Origin of the sequence: Frankia sp. R82 (assembly GCF_023716925.1) — a bacterium.
In the GTDB taxonomy this organism is placed as follows: Bacteria; Actinomycetota; Actinomycetes; order Frankiales; family Frankiaceae; genus Frankia.
Genome location: NZ_JAMQQG010000021.1, coordinates 1 through 18263, shown reverse-complemented (window position 1 = coordinate 18263; position 18263 = coordinate 1). Strand labels below are relative to the sequence as shown.

Below are 18263 nucleotides of genomic sequence, written 5' to 3'. Positions count from 1 at the left end.
TGTGGCTGTGGCTGTGGCTGTGGCTGGCTGGCCGGGCTGTCGCTGGCTGGCGCCCACTGCCGCCTGTTGGCACTCTCCGGTGTTGACCGGGTACCCTCCGTGTCCTCATGGCCCCGCGGGGCTGGTTTCGACGGCCGATCTCGCCGCCGTCACGGGCTGTTGGCGGCGTCGGCGGGCCTGGCGGGGCGGATGGGTCCTTCTGTAGGGATGAAACAGACAAAATTTCGATCTTATCCCTATAGAAGCACCACGTTGATCGACACGCCCGGGATTGTCTCGACCCGACGAGCCAATCTGATCACGGTGCGTCACGCTGGTCACCGGGTGCGGGTCGCCGGTGCCGGGTGGCTGCCTCCGGCCCCGGAGGATGCGCCCGCAGTCACCCCGGCGTCCCGGCATCCCGGCACCCCGGCCACAACCGGAAACGTTCATGGACGGCGCATTGGCCGCGGCATTCTCTGGATCAGGAGATCTGCCCCGGTCGGGGGGTGATGGGACGGCCGGAGCCCTACGGGAGGCGGCTTAGCCTGCGCTGGAGATGCGGGGCGGAACGCTCGTGGGGGCATGATCGCCGGCCAGCATGGCGCTGCGCATCGCGGCGAGGAACCGGGCGGCAACAGTGCGGTTGGTGAACACGTCCCGATAGGGCAGGGGGAGGTTCGCCTCGCCGGTGTAGGCGGCGCGCACCGTACGGGTGAGCAGTGTTGCGTCGGCGCCGGGCTGTTCTTCCGCGGGGGTGCCCACCAAAGGCTCGCCCTCTGTGCCGGGCTGCACGCCCTGCGGGTGCGGTGCGCCTGGTGGGCGTCCGGCATGGGAGTAGGAGTAGGTGAGGGTGACGTGGATGCGGCCGTCCGCCGGGTCGGGGCCGGCGGCCGGCTCACAGGTGATCTGCCAGGTCACGCCCGGGTCGTCGCGGGTGACGGTCCACCGGACCTCGGCGGTGGTGTCCGGGCCGAGGCGCAGCACGTCGACGAAGCTCGCGCCCAGGGTCACCGGGCGGTCGGTCCGATCACCCTGGATGCGTTCGGTGACCGGGGACGCGGCGGCCCAGTTGTCCGGGGTGGTCATGAAAGTGTGCACCTGCGAGACGGGGAGGGGGATGGTGATGCTGACCTCGAGTACCGTCTCCAGCATCGAGAACCTCGCTTCCACGGCCGGTCAGCCACGCGCGACGAGGACATTCCAGGTCCACATCCCGATCGCACGGCCGTCGGCGGCGACGGTGAAACAGTAACGGCGAAAGTGCCGGGCAGACGATTTCATCGTGGTGTGGCGGTGGGTGTGTGGTGTCCCGATCCCGCCACTCCCAATGGAGCCATGTCGTTTTTCAATTGTCTCCCTCCTGATGGTCGGTGGTGTTATTTTTCCGATATGGACCACGCCTTGCATCATCTTCTCGAGCCGAGCGTGGAACATGACGTCGACCTGACGGTAACTGCCGGGTCGTGGCCGGAGGGTATTTCCGGCCACGCGCTGCTCATCGGACCCGCGCAGCCGACGGCGATCGATTTCATGTTTGCCGGGCCTGGTGTTCTCACTCATATCGACCTGGCGAGTCGGCACTGGCGCACCCGTCGGGTGGTCACTCCCGACCTGGCCATTCTCGCGGGGCTCAACGGGACGTTGCCCCCGGCGGAGGTGTCGTCGCTTATGGCCGCGTCGCGGCCGGCGCTGACGAATGTCGCGCCGCACTCCTTCGGTGATCGGCTGCTGCTCACGGGGCTGAGCCAGCGCCCGGTCGAGGTCGACCCGGCGACGTTCGCGTTCACCTCCTTTCTCGGTGGCGTCGGAGAATATCCGCAGGTGGTCGAGCATCCCCTGTGGCCGGGCGTGCGGACCGCCGCCCACCCCGTCGAGGACCTCGACGAGGGCTGCCTGTGGTGGTGCAACACCCACCTGCAGCCCCGGGGCACCTCCCGCACCGACGTGGAGGGGCCGCTGTGGGTGGTCCGCTGGGACGGCCACGGCGACATCGACACCTGGTACGTGCCCGGCGCGCACCTGGTGCAGGGCGTGCACGAGGTGACGGTCACCGAGGACTACGTCATCTTCACCGAGATCGGTTTCCAGCCCGAGCCGGGCAGCATCGCCGGGCGCAACCGCACCAGACCCCACCTGCCGTTCACCGACATCTACCTGGTCGCCAAACGCGATCTCACCCGGGAGAGGCGGGGCCGCGCCGTTCCCGTCACCCACGCGCGGGCGCCGCGGGAGTCGTTTCACCATTTCGCCGACTACCGGCAGGACGGCGACGACGTCACGCTCTACCTGGCACATTCCAACGGGTGGGATCTGAACTACTCGCTGCGCGACACCGACCGTGTCTGGCCCGCGGATGAGCCGATCGCGAAGGGATTGCGCGGATTCGTGTCTGCGCCGGTGGACGCGTCGCCGGTGGGCCGCTACGTCCTGGACGGGCGCACGGGAGAGGTCCGCGACAGCCGGCTTTTCCTCGACCCTGACCGGCACTGGGCCACTCTGCTCTACGGCCGGGACATGCGCGTCCCGGCGCTCGAACACGGCCGATACCTGTGGCAGGCCTACTGGGGTTGCGACCCGGGCATGCTCGTCAGCCAGGTCGTCGACCTCTATCGTGATCATCCGTATCGGTGCGTGCCGATCGAGCAGTTGCCCACCCAGGAGATACCGTCGTCTCTGGTCTGCCTCGATCTGGAAACGATGACACCGACCTGTGCCTGGTCGTTTCCCTCGGGTACCGCCGGAGAGTCGCCGGTGTACGTTCCCGACGCCGTCGGCGGCGGGCCCGGCTGGGTGGCGATCGTCGTCCACCACACCGACCGGACCGAACTGCAGCTTTTCGACGCGCTGTCCCTGGGATCCGGCCCGGTGGCCGTCGCCTCGGCGCCGGGGCTCAAACTGTCCGTCCAGTTCCACTCGCTCTACCTGCCGCACCTGCACCCGGCGGGTTCGGCGGGCGCACCGTACCGGCGGTCGTATTCCGATGACATCGGGAACGCCTGGCGGGAGATGCCGACGCCGGTGCGGGACGTCGTCGGCGCGGTTCTCGACCGGTTTTCCTGAAAATCATCCCGAACGCGTCGCCGGAACACGCCAACCCGCCCGCACGGAACGACCGACCCAAGCCCTGTCCATCATCCGGCACCGGGAGGAACACGCCGTGTACGACGTTATCGTGGTCGGAGCGCGATGCGCCGGGTCGCCCGTGGCGATGCTGCTGGCCCGGCGCGGATATCGGGTGCTGGTCGTCGACCGCGCGCAGTTTCCCAGCGACACGGTGTCAACCCATCTGATTCACCAGGCCGGGCTCGCCCGGCTGAAGGACTGGGGACTACTCGACCGTCTGCGGGCCACCGGCGTTCCGCCGCTGCGGCACATGTACTTCTCCAACGGTGATCTGGAGGTCGGGGGATTCGCGGACCCGATCGAGGGGATCACCGAGGTCTACTGCCCGCGGCGCACCGTTCTCGACGCGCTGCTCGTCGACGCGGCGCGCCAGGCGGGCGCCGAGGTCATCGAGCGGTGTGCCGTCGAGGACGTGCTGTTCACCGCGGACGGCCGCGCGGGTGGAATCCGGGCCAGGACGGCCGACGGCGTCGAACGGGAGTTCCAGGCCCGGTTCGTCGTCGGTGCCGACGGGGTGAACTCCACCGTTGCGGGAAAGGTCAGTGCCACCGTCTACCGAACCGTTCCGGCAGCCGGGTTCGTCTACTACTCCTACTTCTCCGGTCTCGACTGGGACTACCAGAACCGGACCCGGGACGAACAGCAGTTCGCGACCTGCCGGACCCACGACGGCCTGACGATGATCGTCGCCATGCGCAAGAAGGACGCCTACCGGCAGTTTCGGGCGGATGCCGAGGGCTCGTTCCAGGCCGTGATCGACCATGTGCGGCCCGATCTCGGCGCGGACCTGCGTTCCCACGGCCGCCGGGAGGAGTCGTTCCGCGCCCTGCAGTACGCGGACAACTTCTATCGTCAGTCGCATGGTCCGGGGTGGGCCCTCGTCGGCGATGCCGGCTATCACAAGGATCCGCTGACGGCCAGGGGCATCACGGACGCCTTCGTGTACGCGGAACTGCTCGCCGAACAGCTGCATCGTGGCCTGTCCGGCGCCGCCCCGATCGACGATGCCGTCGCCGACTACGCCCGGCACCGTGACCGCGACAGCGCTGGCGTGTTCACCATGACCGTCGCGCTGTCCGCCCTGACACTGCCCCCGTTGTTCACCGCCGTACTGGGCGCGCTCCGCCACAGCCCGCGGTTCCAGCGGCGGTTCTTCACGATGGCGGGCGGCGGATATCCGAGCGAGGAGTTCTTCGACCCGCGAAACCTCGCCGAACTCTACGAGGAGGTCGGCACGCCCCTTGCCGACCGGCTGCTGTCAGTTCCCACCGAATCTCCCTGACCGGTCCGGATCTCCCTCACTGCCGGATTCCGTGCAAGGGGAACGCACAGGTTCGGCTGTCAGGATGGGCCCGTGATCGACGACGGGGCCGGGGAGAGGCGGAGAGCCAGGGTTCGGGGCGGGCTCGGCTCGGCGCTGGTACTGGTCCTGCTGCTGGTCGTCCTGGGGCTCGGCGGCGATGGGTACGGCACCGCGGTCCGCGTGGGTATCCCGGCGCACCGGGAGGTGTCGGCGAGGCTTGCCCGCACCCCGCCGATGGGCTGGAACAGCTGGAACCTGCGTGGCGCTGCCGTGAGCGCAGCCGACATCCGGGCGGCGGCCGACGCACTGGTGCGCACCGGCATGCGTAACGCCGGTTACCGCTACGTGACCATCGACGACGGCTGGATGACGACGGCCCGCGACGAGCACGGTGCTCTCGTCGCCGATCCGGACCGGTTCCCCGAGGGCATCGCCGCGCTCGCCCGCTACGTGCACGGCCGCGGTCTGAAGCTCGGCATCTACGAGTCGCCAGGCGTCACCACCTGCCAGGGGCGAGCGGGCAGCTACGGCCACGAGGCACAGGACGCCGCCACCTTCGCGAGCTGGGGCGTCGACTACCTCAAGTACGACGCGTGCAGCTACCCGACCCTGCATCCCGCCGGTACCGACGCACAGGCCTGGCTCGTTGCCGGCTTCACCCGGATGCGCAACGCCCTCGATGCCACCGGCCGCCCGATCGTCTACAGCATCAACCCGTCATCGGGTGACCCGGCCGGGGAGCAGGCCTGGCGGTGGGCCTCCTCGGTGGCCAACCTGTGGCGGGTCACCAACGACCACGCGCCCTGCTGGGCGACCGTTCTGCCGATGGACTACTACCCGGGTGTGTGCCTGTCCGACAACCTCGACCGCACCGCGGCCTGGTTCTCCGCCGGTGGGCCCGGGCACTGGAACGACCTCGACATGCTCACGGTCGGCCTCACCCCGAACGCCGTCAATCCGGACGTCGAGAACCTCGCGAGCCTGGCCACCGGACGACTGTCGAACCAGCTCGACGACACCGAGGCCCGCACGGAACTCGGCGTCTGGTCGATGTTCGCCTCCCCGCTGATCGCCGGCAACGACCTGACCGCGATGAGCCCGGCGACCCGAGCCGTCCTGACGAACCGGGCGGTGCTCGCCGTTGACCAGGATCCGCTCGGCGCACCGGCAGTCCGACGCGCCGACACCGGAAGCAGCGGTACCGGGCTGTCGGACGGACTGGCGGTGTGGACGAGGCAGCTTGCCGGTGGCGACACGGCCGTGCTGGTCGTCAACCGGGGGGACAGCGGCCGCGCTGCGCGCATCACCGGCACTCACCTCGCGCTGGCGGCCCACCCGGGCGGCTACCAGATCACGGACCTGTGGACGGGACGGGCCGCCCCGTCCACCGCCGCGCTCCCGACCCTGTCGGTGACCCTCGCGCCACACGCGGCGGCCCTGCTGCGCCTCACCCCGACGGCCCTCACCGCCAGGTGAGAGCGGACGGACCTCGGTTGCCGAGGTGCCGGTTGCCGAGGTGCCGGTTGCCGAGGTGCTCATCGCAGAAGCTGTTGCTGATGGCATCTACTCCGGTACCTGTGGCGTTGATCCCGATGAGCGGGTAGCAGACCGAGGGCTTCCCGAAATCCTGCTCGAAGGTGACGGGCGGCGTCAGGCCACCGGCGGTGTACCCCTTCACCGCACGCAGGCCGGTGATGAAACCCGCTCGGGTCGGGTACGGCCCGGCCGCCCGCAGACCACGAATCATCATGTCCGCGGCGACGCGCCCGATGAGGGCGAGGGTGTCCCCCGTGACCTGGAGCTCGGGTGAACAGTTTCGTTCCCGTGTCGCTCTGGCCTGGATCGAGAGCGGCGGGATGCCGGAACGCGACAGCCGGAATGCGGAACACGGCAGTTAGAACAGGGCGGGGGGTCCGGCGGGCAGGGGGGTGGGCAACGGGGCGAGATCGAGGTGGGGGACGCGGGCGCGGACGTCGTCGTGGAACTGGCGGGCCAGCTGCGGTGCATCCGCGTTGTCCGGGGTGTGGACGAAGACGGTGGGGGAGCGGTTCTCCCGCAGCCAATCGGCGCAGATGTCGGCCCAGGGCTGCCAGCCCTCGGCGGTGCGGGCCGGGTCGTCACGGCCGAGGTAACGGATGATCGGGCGGTCGGTGAGCGCGTGGGTGCGCCGTGGCACCCGCGGCTTCTTCGTCCAGGCGTCACGTTCGGCATCGCTGGTCGGTGGGCTGGCGAAGAACACGGTGGTGTCGAACGGAATCCATTCGGCGCCGACGCTCAGCAACGCCCGTTCCAGCACGTGCGCCGCCTCCGGGTCCGCGAAGAAGGCCGGATGCCGGACCTCGACGGCATACCGGTGCGTCGGCGGGAGGCGGCGCAGAAAAGTCGCGAGTGCCGGCACATCATACGGGGTGAACGCGGGGGGAAACTGCAGCCACAGCGCTTCTATCCGGGAACCGAGTGGTTCCACGGCGTCGAGAAAGGCGCGCAGCGGAACGTCGACGTCCGTCAGGCGCCGGTCATGGGTGATTGTTTTCGGCAGTTTTAGCGCGAAGCGGAAGTCCGGGTCGGTCTGGCCGGCCCAGGAACGCACGGTGTCCGCACTCGGGGTGGCGTAGAAGGTGGTGTTGCCCTCGACCGCCGTGCACCAGCTCGCGTAGTGACGCAGCCGCTCGGTGGCGGGCAGTGGATGGGGGAGGAACCGCCCGTTCCACGAGGCGTGCGCCCACATCGCGGCGCCGACATGCAGCCGCATCGGGTACAGCATCCTCCAGTGTGCGCAGGCCAGGGGCGGGCGAGTGTGACGCTACCGCTGGCGGACCATGGTCGGCACAGCGGGGGCGGCTGGCGACCCGGCATCGGCGGCATCGGCGGCGTCGTCGAGGTCGACGAACTGGCGGGCCTGCAGGGTGAACAGGTCGCGGTAGATACCGGGCCGGTCCATCAGCTCGGAGTGGGTGCCGTTCTCGACGATCTGACCGTCGTCGAGAACGTAGATGCGGTCGGCCCTGCGGACGCTGGCCAGGCGGTGGGTGATGAGCAGGACGATGCGGTCGCGGCCAAGGGTGCCGAGCAGGTCGAACAGCGCCTGCTCGGCGCGGGCGTCGAGGGCCGCGGACGGCTCGTCGGCAATGATGAACGGGGCGTTCCGGTAGACGGCGCGGGCGCAGGCGATTCGCTGCCACTGTCCACCGGACAGGTCGTGACCGGAGTTGTACTGCCGGGCGAGCGAGGTGTTGTATGCGTATGGTAGCCGGTTGATCACCTCGTCCGCGCCGGTGGCGACCGCGGCGGCGACGACGCTGTCAGGCCCTTCGGCGGCCAGACGGCTGACCCGGCCGACGGCGATGTTCATCCGGGCGGACATCGGCCAGCGCGTGTACGACTGGGGAACGAGGCCGATCCGGTCGCGGACGCTGTCCGGGTCGACGCCGGCGAGGTCGACGTCGTCCCAGCAGACCCGACCGGAATCCGGGGCGTACAGGCCGGCGAGGATCTTCGCCAGCGTGGACTTGCCGCTGCCGTTCACCCCGACGAAGGCCACCACCTGCCCGCGGCGCAGCTCCACCGACACCTCGCGCAGGGCGACGGTGTCGGTGTGCGGATAGGTGTACGAGGCGTTCTCAACCCGGATGACATCCGGATCCGCCGGCGCGTGGGCGGTGCGCTGCTCGGGAATCCGGCGGGCCGCCTCCTGCATCCACGAGCGGTACTCGGCGAAGTACAGGAAGTTCTCGTACGCCTCGGTAAGGCTTGACAGCGCCGATTCCAGGGCGCTGCGGCCGGTGCGGATCGCGAGCACCGCGGTGCCGGCGGCGGCCAGCGGCATCACCCCGTGATCCAGCAGCAGGATGAGCACGACGTAGGTGGCGCCGAGCGCGAGGCCGGCGACGCTCTCGCCGATGAGTCGGTAGCGGGCCTGGCCGCGGCCGACCCGCAGCTGCTCGGCCTCGTAGTCGCGGGCAAGGCGGGTGTACTCGTCGAGCAGGAATCCGCCCAGCCCGAACGAGCGGATCTCCGCGGCGCACTCCCGGTCACTCAGGTGGTGCTGAAGCATGTACTGCCGCCGGACCTGGCGGATCCGGCCGAGCCAGGAGGTGTACCGCAGCCGGGCCGACCGGGCGGTCGCCCAGCCGTCCGGCACGGTGGACAACACCAGCAGCGGCAGCAGCAGCGGGTGCAGAACGCCGAGCACACCGCCGGCGACGACCATCCGCACCGCCGCGGTGAACACGTCCACGACATTGTCGACGAGCTGGCGCCCGCCCGCCGCACCCCGCTCGGCGGCCTCCAGGTCATCGACGAACCGGGGATCGTCGAAGGCCATCACGGACGTACGGGTGGCAAGGTCGAGTAGGCGCACGGTGCAGACCCGGTCGATACGCGGTCCGAACCGGCTGCGCAGCAGGTTCTCCACCAGGGACAGGGCGGTGCGCAGCGCCCCGGCGCCGACGACGAGCGCCATCGCCGGCAGAGCTGCCCGCAACCGGTCCGGCGTCGGCCCCTGGGAAAGCAGGCCGGTCAGCGCCCCGGCCACGGCGAGCAGACCCACCGCCTCCAGCAGCCCCACCACGACCCGCACCGTGACCAGCGCGATCAAGCCGGCCCGGTCGGCCTCGAAGGCCAGCGACCATGACAGCCGCAGCAGCCCCGGAAGCTGACGGGCCATGGTGCGCACGCCGGTGTGTTCCATCGTGCGCATGTGCTTGGTCCACGCGCCGGTGGAGTCGCCGTCATCCTGCCCGTAGGTCAGGACCGGATCAGGCGCCATGGTGGTCGGGGCGGCCGTGGCAGTCGGGGCCGCCGTGGCATTCGGGGTGGTCGGGGTGGTCGGGGTGCCGGACGTGCCGCCGAGCCGGTCCGGTACGGCTGCTGTGCGGTCTGGGCTACCGTCCACCGATCCAGGGTGCGCGCCGATGGCCGGGCAGACCCCGTCATCCGCCGGGATTCGCGACCTGCGTTGCGCTGGCCGATGGTTCACCCGGATTGTCGGAGCCCGGAATTCCGCCTGGTCGGGCGACCATCGTCGAGTTCGGCGCATGCCAGTCCGTCGAGACGAACCGGTGGCGGATCAGCCACTCGTCGCCTACCGGGACGAAGGTGTCCCGGTAACGGCCATAATGATCCAGGCCGATCTCGGTGACCACGGTGAAATAGGTTGCCACCCGGGCCTCGGTCGCGGTGAGCTCGAGGAACCGGGTGTTCGTCAGGTTGTGCCGCACGATCCGCCGCCCGCCCGCGCCGGCTCCGCCGGGCGGTGGAACCACCGACGTCGCGGGATCGGCGCGCGCCGGCAGGGTCAATGGCGGCGGAGAAAATGGCGGCGGAGAAGAAGCCGGCCGTGCGCCAGCGGCGGTGCCACCGAGAAAGGCAGTGCCACCGAGAAAGGCGGTGCCACCGAGGAAGGCGACGATCGCCTGCCGGCCGCGCAGGGGCGCGTGGCCGCGCAGTTCGAGCTCGCCGTCCTCGCAGAAGGCCAGCGCGAGCTCGGCCAGGCGCAACGCGTCGCCGGACCAGCTGTAGCGCACCAGCGAGTCGCGGATGCGCTCCCGCGCGACCAGCTCCCACAGCTCCATAGTCCGCGCAGCGTAGTGCCCGCCCGGCGCAGGCGCGACGACTACGACCGGGCAGGCAGGCAGGGCTCAGGAGCTGACGCGTTCCCCGCAGAAGTTGGCCGCGGTGGTGATCATGCCGTTGCCGGCGGCGTTGACCGTGGTGAACGGGTAACAGATGGGGAGCTTTCCGAAGTCCTGGTCGAAGTCGATGGGCGTGATCAGGCCACCGGCACTGTAGTCCTTCACCGCGCGCAGGTGGGTGATGAAGGCCGCCCGGGTGGGGCAGGGACCGGCCTCCTGCAGACCGCGAACCAGCATGTCGCCGATGATGTAGCCGACCCGCGCGAGAGTCTCGCTCGTATCCTGCTGGTCGGGAGAGTACCGGGCCATGGCGTCCCGGTAGGCGGTGAAGCCAGGTGAGGTCGGATCGATCGCCTGGGCGGTGTAGACGGTCAGCCCGGACAGCAGCGAACCGTACTCCTGCAGGAGCTGGGAGCTGGGGGCCTGACTGCTGCTGAGGATGAGCCTCGGACTGGCGCCGCTATGCCGCACCGCGGCGACGATCTTGGCGAAGCTGTCGATGGACAGTGCGCTGACCAGCGTGTCCACCTTGTCCGCGGCCACTTTCCGGACGATCTCGTCGATCTGGTTCTGGGTCGGCGTCTCATCGGCTGGCGCCGTACTCACCGGAAGGCCGACCGACTCGAAGCTGCCCTGGAGCTGGCGGGACGTCTGGTCGGAGACGCCGATGCCGGCCGGATCGACGACGACGAGGGCCCGTGTTCCCCCGGACTGCCGGGCGAACTTCCCGAAGGTGGTGATCGTGTCCGTCGAGTTGACGGTCCCCTGGGAGTAGCTGTAGGTGAACATGTTCCGGTACTGCGCCCACACGGGCTCCGCGGCGACGCCGATCACCGGAATCCCCCGGGAGGCCAGGAAGCCGGCCCCGCCGGACGAGGTGGCGGTCGACTCGAGGATGGCGAAGCTGTTCCGGTTGTCCACCAGGTCGCGGCTGACCACGCTGTTGGTGTCCGCCCGTCCCCGGTCGTCGGCCCACTCGTAGCTGATCGTGCGGCCGTTCACACCGCCGGCGGCGTTCGCCACGCCGAGCCGGGCGTTCAGCCCCGAGCGCGTTGCCTGAAATATCGGGGCAAGTGGTCCTGTATCCGGATATATGAGTCCGACCTTGACCCCGCTCGGGGACACCCCAGGTCCGTTGCAGTCCGCGGCCGAGGTGGCCGAGTCGGTGCTGCAGCCGATCAGTGCGGACAGGCACAGCAGCGCGACGGGCAATACTGAAAGTGCACGGATTGACACCTGGAGGCCCTCTCCGGGGGTGGGATTGCGGGTGGCGGACATAGTAGCTGTCGAAGAACAATGAACTAACCATTAATTGCCACTGGTTGGCGCTGCCGTATCGGCGACCCCACCAGGGATGCTTTGGTTACCGAGTGGCTCATGCCGATCTCTCGGAGTGATGGTTTGTGGTCGGCGATGGCAAATGGTCGCCCTGGGTTGTCGTTAAACTGCCACGAGTTGCCGACGGGGTGGGTCGGGTCGGCGGGTCGGAGGGCGGGGATCCCTGGAGGTATCGGATGTGCGAATCGGAAAATAGGTGCGAATCGGAATTTGACCCAGAAGGACTTTCTGTCTTTCGGGGTTTGTTGATCCGGCGAATCGATGCGGAGAGCTAGCGGCCGATCGGTTCACCACAAAAATTTTGGCTTACGGTAATTAGTCCATTGCCGAGAGTGTTGACGCTGGTGAACGGATAGCAGGCCGGTACCTTGCCGAAGTCGGCCTCGAAGTCGACGGGCGGGGTGAGCCCGCCGGCGGTGTAGTTCTTCACGGCGCGTAGGCCGGTGATGAAGCTCTGTCGGGTCGGACAGGGGCCGGCCGCCTGCAGTCCGCGGATCAGAAGATCGGCGGTGATGTAACCGGTGAGCGCGACGAGTTGGCTGGAGTCCTCGAGCTCGGGGGAGTAGCGTCGCATGTTCGCCTGGTAGGTACCCACGGCCGGGTTGCTCGGGTCCAGCGGCTGGCTGGTGTAGGTGGTCAGGCCGGCCAGCAGCGGACCAAACGTGGCGAGCAGGTCGGCGTCGGGTGGTTGGCCTCCGGAGAGAAGGACCTTGGGGTGCAGCCCGCGCCGGCGCACAGCCGCGATGATCTTTGCGAACGTCTCGGTTGTCAACGCGCCGACGAGCGTGTCGACGTGACCTGTGGTCATCTCGTGAACGATGTCGTTCAGCTGGGCGGCGGAGGGGTCCTGGTCGGCCTTGGCCAGGCTGACGTGTATTCCGGCCGACTCGAGGCTGGTCTGCATCTGTCGGGTCGAGACGTTCGGCAGGCCCAGGCCCACCGGGTCGGAGATGACGAGCGCCCGGGTGCCGCCCTGACTGCGGGTGAACTTCCCGAAGGTGTTCACTGCCTCCGACGTTTTCAGGGCGCTCTGGTTGTAGGTGAACGAGAACATGTTCCGGTACTGGGTCCACACCGGTTCGGCGGCCATGCCGACGACGGGAATCCGGTTCGAGGCAAGGTAGGAGGCCCCGCCTGTCGAGGCCGGAGATGTTTCCATGATGGCGAAGACCTTCCGGTCTTCGATCAGGGTCCGGGCAATCGAGCTGTTGGTCTCGAGTTTTCCGCGATCGTCGTCCCATTCGTAGCTGATCTGACGGCCGTATACGCCACCGGCGGCATTCGCCGCATCGATACGCGCGCCCATGCCGGCCCGCACCCCAGCGAATGTGGTTGCCAGTAACCCGCTCGCCGGGAAGATGAAACCGACCCTTATCCTGTTCGGTAGGACGCCCTGTGCCGCTGTGTTACAGGTCTCGGCGACGGCTTTCGGCCTGCTGCCACAGGCCGCCGCGAACACGAGGCAGAGCAGCACGGCCAGGAACGCCGGGAGCGCACGGGACCTCGCCGGCAACGCCCTTCTTGGCGCGATCCGGGCCCGATCGACGGGTGGCCGCTTCGAGCGGGTGCGGGCCCGATCGCCGCTGGGGCTGGCCGGCCGGTACGGCAGGAGAAACGGCGTGGTCCAGTGCCACCCGGTTCGCCGCAGCCACACCGATGCTCTGGAGAGGGCGGGATCCGGCGATAAGGCCATGATGTCGGATTGTTCCTGCAAGGCACTGAAGATGCTCGCCCAGACGAGACATCCTGGAGGTCCGTTCCTCGTCGATCGCGGTGGTTCGCCGAGGATGTCGGCCTCCACGGCGCTGCTTCTCGTCGTGCGCGTACCGGCCGAGCAGGTCCGATGACGGTTGGGGGTTGGCCGCATACGGAGGGTGCGAGATTGGCCGGCCGCCGCACTTCAGTGCCATTGCGGCCGTCTCCGCAGGCCGGTCGGCCTTTCCCCGGTGCGTCGGATGTTTCCCGCCGCTACCCGTCCGGCAGGTCCCAGCGGACCGGAAGGGCAGCGCACCCGGCAGGTTCGTCACCGGCCCCCTCGCGGGAGTTCGGGTTCGTCCTCACGCCGGGCTCGGGGGGACCGCGGACGTCCAACCGCTGGGCAGCGCGGTGCCGTCGCTCTGTTCCGCACGTAGCCGCACCACATAGCTGTCCTGCGGTGTGCCGGGGTCCGTGTCCAGGACGGCCGGTGAGGTTCGGACGTGGACGATCCGGGTCACGCCGCCGCCGATCACGGCGAGTCCGCGACTGTCGGCGCCAGGAACGTCGTCGGCCTGCCAGGACACGACGAGGGTGCTGCCGTCCGCGCTCACCCGGGGTGGCGAGAGGGGGGCATCGAGGCCTGCGATGGTGTGCGGATCGCTCCAGGGCCGCTGCGTGGTGCCGGGCGGGGCCCCGGTGAGTTCGGGGGCACTGCGAACCTGGAACTCGTGCCGGCCGGCGGCGGTCGCGCCGGGGTCGTCGGCGAGGCCGGACAGTGCCAGGCTCACCGACGTCTCCTCGGCTCCGACCGTGCGCTGCGCACCGTCCGGGGTGCGCCAGCGCACCACCTGACGTGGGGTCGGCGGCTCGGCCGGCTCCCAGGTGACCAGGACGGTGTCGGTATTGGGATCGGCCTGCACCGAGATGATCCGCGGTGGCCGGAACGTGGCGCGCCGCACGGTCGTCCACGAGGTCTGCCCGCGGGCCCGGGACGAGCCGCCGAGGGTGCCGCGAACCGTGATCTCGTAGGTGTGACCGGCGGCCAGGTCGGGCACGCGCAGCACGGTCGCGTCCGTCGATGCGGTCAGGGGGATCTGAACGAGAACGGGGGCTCCGGGGGCGTCGCGGTCCAGGGCGCTCACCATGATCTCGTGGCCGGTGGCGCCGGGTACCGGAGCCCAGCGCAGGTCGGTGGACTCCGGATTGTCGATCACCGTCAGTGCGGTGGGAGCGGGCAGCATCCGGATCCGCAGCCACGCGAGCGAACCGGCCGGCCGGCCCGAGCTGCCCGGGTCGGTGGGGCTGTCTGCGTCGGTGGGGCTGCCTGCGTCGGTGGGGCTGCCCGGCTCGGCCGGAGCGCTGCGGCCCACCTCGTCGCCCGGCGGCTCGTAGGCCCCGGTGCCCAGGTCGACGAACGGCCCGGGATCGCTCCACGGCCCGGCCCCGGTGTCGTCGGTGGAACGCATCCGGACGCCCACGATGTCACCGTCGGCGATGTTGTAGGTCATGACTGCCCAGGCGAACACCGGCGGGCGCAGGGTGCCGTCATCGTCGTGCGGTGGGATCCAGTCGGTGGCGGCCGGCACCATCAGCTCGATCTCCGGGGACGGGTCGAGGCGTTGCCCGGCGCGGTCGACGACCTGCACCTGGTAGCCGGTTGCCCCCACGACGACCGAACCGGCGGCAACCATGGACTCGCCGTACATCTCGAACTGGGTGATCGCCGGCGCGGGCAGGACGTGCAGCGGCGCCCGGGTGGGCACCGACCAGTGCATGTCCCCGTCGGGCGAGACGGCTGCGACCCGCACCCAGGCGACGGATCCCGGCACGAGCGACGGATGCTCGATCGTCGCGGCCTGCTCGTTGTTCGGGTCGGACAGGCGCACGTCGGCCAGAGCCGGCATCGACATCGGTCCGCGGGCCACCTCGCCGCCGCCGCTGCCAGGCGCGTCGGGGTCGTCGATGGGCCCGGTGGCGGGCGCGCTGTCGGTGGCGGCGCCGTCGAGGGGGGCGAGCAGCTGTAGGGCGAAGCCGGCGGGGGCGGTCGCCGGGTCGCCGTCCCAGGCCACCCGCAGGGCGCCGGCGGCAGCGTCGAAGAACGTCTGCCGGATCTGGGGCGGGTCGCCGGGCAGCAGCCGCACGGTGACGGCCACCGGGTCGACCGGATAGCCGGTGCCGGTCGCCGCCACCGTCACCACCATGGGCACGTCCACCGGTAGACCATCTGCCACCCCCACCGGCACTGCCCACCGCGTGGCGGTCCCCGGCAGCGTCGCGCGCACCGGCCCACCGGTACCGGCACCGGTCTCGGTGGCATCGGCGCCTGCTGTCGCGGAACCCGCGCGGAGGTCGGGGACGGCGCTGACGGTCCAGGCGGTCGGGGGGGTCGAACCGGGCGTCCAGGCGATCCGCAGCTCGGCGGCGACCTGTTCGGCGTGCAGGGCGCGCGGGGCGTAGTCGGGGACGAGGTAGGTCGTCGTGGTCGCGGCGCCGACGTACCAGGCGAACAGATCTGTGGGATGCCCGATCGTGGCACTGACCTGCACCGTCACCGTGTGGCCACCCGCGAGGGCGGTGGCGTCCACGAGGTCGAGTGTGCGGGTCCGCACGCCCGCGGGCTGTGCGGGGGCGACAAGGGTGACCGGTGCGGTGGGCCGTCCGGACGTGGGGTCGACCGGGCCGACGGAGGTGACCGGGCCGACAGAGGTGACCGGGCCGACGGAGGTGACTGTGACCAGGTAACCGACCGCGTCGCCGGGCACCGCCGGCCAGTCGACGTGGACCCGTCCGGCCGCGGTGGCCCGGATGGTCGCCGCGGCGACGGCAAGCTTGCCCCGCACCACCGCGTCAGCCTGCTCGCGCATCCGCTGGGCCTGCTCACGGCGGTGCCGGGCGGCCCGCTCCTCGTCGGACTCCGCGCCGAACAGGTGCGCCAGCGCCCCGAGCAGGGACGAGAAGAAGCTGACCGCGGCCGCCGCGGCGGCGACAACCTCGACCGTGACCAGCGCCGCCGCCTGCGCGGTGGCGGCCTGTCCGGCCTCGGCGAGCTTCTCGGCCGCCTTCGCGAGTTCCGCCTCCCCCGAGTCCGGGTCGGAGCCGGGGTCGTCGTCGCCGGGGCCGTCCGGATCGTCGGACCGGTGGCGCCGGCTGTACTCGTCGCGCAGCCGCGGGCTGGTGTCGCCCCGGCAGATCAGTGCCGCCAGTGCCCGGTTCGACAGCTGTTCGAGCGCCAGCGCGCTGCTGAGCCGCATGAGCGCGGCCGGGTCGGCGAGGATCCCCGCGACGACCCCCTCGACCAGGCCGGCCACGGCATCGATGATCATCGTGGCGAGGTCCGCGAGTGCGAACGACCGCGGCGCGGTGATGGGGAACGAGAACGTCACGGGTGTCGTGTCCGGGTTCACCTGCACCCGTGGCCCGCCGGGCAGTCCGGCGAACACGTCATAGCGGACGTCCACCTCGACCAGCGCCGCCACCGGCTCCGGCTCGTCCGGCCCGTCCGGCTCGTCCGCATCCGCCTCGTGGGGGGACGGGGACGGGGACGGCGTGGACGGCGCGACGGCCGGTTCGTCGGTGGACGCCGCGGCGGGCAGCGGGGAGACCCGCATGGCGGTGTGCCAGCTGCCGGTGATGAGGGTGCGTCCGCCCAGCGCACCCAGGGCACGGCACGGATCGTCCGACCCGAGGGTCTCCAGCAGACGGGCGAGGTCGACCTCGGGCAGGTCGAGCGCGATCGGCCAGTCGGTGATGCGGAACCCGGTGGGCTCGCTCCACTGCACCCCGAGGGTGAACGCGGCGCCGACCGGGGTGGCCGGGCCGGCGTAGGTGATGGTGCCCTGGTAGGTCGCCGCAGCGGATGCGGTGGCCGGGGTGTAGCGCAGCTGCCCGTCGCGCAGGCGCAGGCCGAACAGGTCGAAGCCGAAGCCGAGATCGAACGTGGTCTGCTGCGGACGGATCTGGACGGCGGCCACCGGCCCGGCGGCGGCGTCACTCGGCGCGGTGATCGAGACCAGGCCGAGGTCGAGGGGGTGTGCGAGCCCCACCGTGCCGGTGACTCCGATGCCGTCCTGCACGACCGCGCCGAACGCGAAGGTGACGCCGAACAGTTCGACGGTCGCGGCCAGCCGCAGCCCCGCCGCGACCGCCGGTTCGCCGGGGCCGGCGGCCGGTAGCGCGGCCGGCGCATAGGACAGTTCGCCGGAACGCAACGTCAGGTCGGGCAGACCGGTGAGATCGGGATCGACCCCGATGCACTGGGCGAACAGATCAGTGAGCCCGACCGGCTGGTCCAGACTCACCCGGACCAGACTCGCCGTGCCGCCGCGGAACTCCACCGCCCCGACCAGACCGCCGACCTGCCCGATCCCCACCGTTCCGACCAGCGCGAACCGGGCCAGCTGCCACTGCTCGTCCGTCCTGACCCAGTCGAGGTCGAGCCGGACGGAGGTGAGCGTGATCCCGGGAACGCCCAGCGGACGGGTGAGCGCGTCGGTGCCGACGAGGGCCAGCCTGCCGGTGGCATCCGCCACACCGACGGTCAGCTCGCCCGCGAACCGCAGTGCCACGGTGCCGCTCAGGGGCCGGGGTCCGGTCGACGGCGACGTTCCCGCGGTGCCGCCGTCGCCGGCCGCGTCGCCGCTTCCGGGGGCGGCGGCACCGGTGGTGGCTGTACCGGTGGTGGCCGTACCGGTGGTGGCCGTACCGGGGATGGCGAGGCCGCCGGTGCAGATCAGATGGAGCCGTTCGGCGGCGCGGGCCCGGTAGCTCAGCTCGACGCGGTCGAACACGATCGTGCGCAGGATCGTGAACGCTCCCAGGGACGCCCGCAGGAGCGTGGCACCTGGATCGTCCGGGTCGATCCGGGCGCGGATCGCGATCGTGGTGTCGGCCCGGGTCTCCACGACGACGGCGAGTGCGTCCCAGACGCCGCCGGCGCAGACGAGCTCGGCGTCCACGGTCAGGCCACGTTCGAGGGCGGTGCCCACGGGCAGCCGCGGCAGTGCCGGCAGCGTCAGCGGTGTCGGCAGGGCCGCGCTGGCCGTGCGCAGCCGTTCGATTCCGGCGAACGGCCCAGCCGCCGACGCCGACGCCGGCCCGGCGGGCAGGGCGAAGGACGAGACGGTCACGGTGGCCCGGGCGACCCGCACGAGCCCGTCGAGGGTGGCGAGCGCCGCGCGGGCCAGCCG

11 protein-coding genes and 1 pseudogene are annotated in these 18263 nt (G+C 70.5%); 4 read left to right on the top strand and 8 right to left on the bottom strand.

What is annotated here, in order from left to right; genetic code table 11:
* Nucleotides 1–522: 522 nt before the first annotated feature.
* Nucleotides 523–1134: an SRPBCC family protein gene (locus ND747_RS06255; protein ID WP_251732507.1), complete on the bottom strand. Its 612-nt coding sequence runs from the start codon at nt 1132–1134 to the stop codon at nt 523–525.
* A gap of 249 nt (nt 1135–1383) precedes the next feature.
* On the opposite strand from ND747_RS06255, the gene ND747_RS06250 reads away from it, so the two are divergent.
* The 3 genes from ND747_RS06250 (at nt 1384) to ND747_RS06240 (ending at nt 5884) form a co-directional block, all read left to right on the top strand.
* Complete coding sequence (locus ND747_RS06250) at nt 1384–3042, top strand: carotenoid oxygenase family protein (protein WP_308204568.1); 1659 nt, start codon at nt 1384–1386, stop codon at nt 3040–3042.
* A 97-nt stretch (nt 3043–3139) separates the two neighbouring features.
* Nucleotides 3140–4387 carry an NAD(P)/FAD-dependent oxidoreductase gene (locus ND747_RS06245; RefSeq protein WP_251732505.1) on the top strand — a complete coding sequence of 416 codons (1248 nt, stop codon included), beginning with the start codon at nt 3140–3142 and terminating at the stop codon, nt 4385–4387.
* 72 nt (nt 4388–4459) lie between these two features.
* The gene (locus ND747_RS06240) at nt 4460–5884 is read left to right on the top strand and encodes a glycoside hydrolase family 27 protein (protein WP_251732504.1); all 1425 of its coding nucleotides are present in this window, start codon (nt 4460–4462) and stop codon (nt 5882–5884) included.
* Here ND747_RS06240 and ND747_RS06235 read toward each other — a convergent pair.
* From ND747_RS06235 to ND747_RS06210, 6 genes and pseudogenes are all read right to left on the bottom strand, one after another.
* On the bottom strand, nt 5871–6158 hold the full coding sequence (locus ND747_RS06235) for a hypothetical protein (RefSeq protein ID WP_251732503.1): 288 nt from the start codon (nt 6156–6158) through the stop codon (nt 5871–5873). The genes ND747_RS06240 and ND747_RS06235 overlap by 14 nt on opposite strands.
* Before the next feature lie 144 nt (nt 6159–6302).
* Nucleotides 6303–7160, bottom strand: coding sequence for a DUF72 domain-containing protein (locus ND747_RS06230; RefSeq protein WP_251732502.1), 858 nt, complete (start codon nt 7158–7160; stop codon nt 6303–6305).
* 51 nt (nt 7161–7211) lie between these two features.
* Nucleotides 7212–9302 carry an ABC transporter ATP-binding protein gene (locus ND747_RS06225; RefSeq protein ID WP_374216158.1) on the bottom strand — a complete coding sequence of 697 codons (2091 nt, stop codon included), beginning with the start codon at nt 9300–9302 and terminating at the stop codon, nt 7212–7214.
* Nucleotides 9303–9426: 124 nt separating this feature from the next.
* Nucleotides 9427–9981 (bottom strand): annotated as a pseudogene (locus ND747_RS06220) (nuclear transport factor 2 family protein); the annotation flags it as partial.
* 66 nt (nt 9982–10047) lie between these two features.
* On the bottom strand, nt 10048–11277 hold the full coding sequence (locus ND747_RS06215) for an ABC transporter substrate-binding protein (protein WP_251732500.1): 1230 nt from the start codon (nt 11275–11277) through the stop codon (nt 10048–10050).
* A 373-nt stretch (nt 11278–11650) separates the two neighbouring features.
* On the bottom strand, nt 11651–12697 hold the full coding sequence (locus ND747_RS06210) for an ABC transporter substrate-binding protein (protein ID WP_251732499.1): 1047 nt from the start codon (nt 12695–12697) through the stop codon (nt 11651–11653).
* On the opposite strand from ND747_RS06210, the gene ND747_RS06205 reads away from it, so the two are divergent.
* The gene (locus ND747_RS06205) at nt 12684–13226 is read left to right on the top strand and encodes a hypothetical protein (protein WP_251732498.1); all 543 of its coding nucleotides are present in this window, start codon (nt 12684–12686) and stop codon (nt 13224–13226) included. The genes ND747_RS06210 and ND747_RS06205 overlap by 14 nt on opposite strands.
* Nucleotides 13227–13436: 210 nt before the next feature.
* Here ND747_RS06205 and ND747_RS06200 read toward each other — a convergent pair.
* Nucleotides 13437–18263: hypothetical protein (locus ND747_RS06200; protein WP_374216157.1), on the bottom strand; the 4827-nt coding region annotated here is incomplete at its 5' end.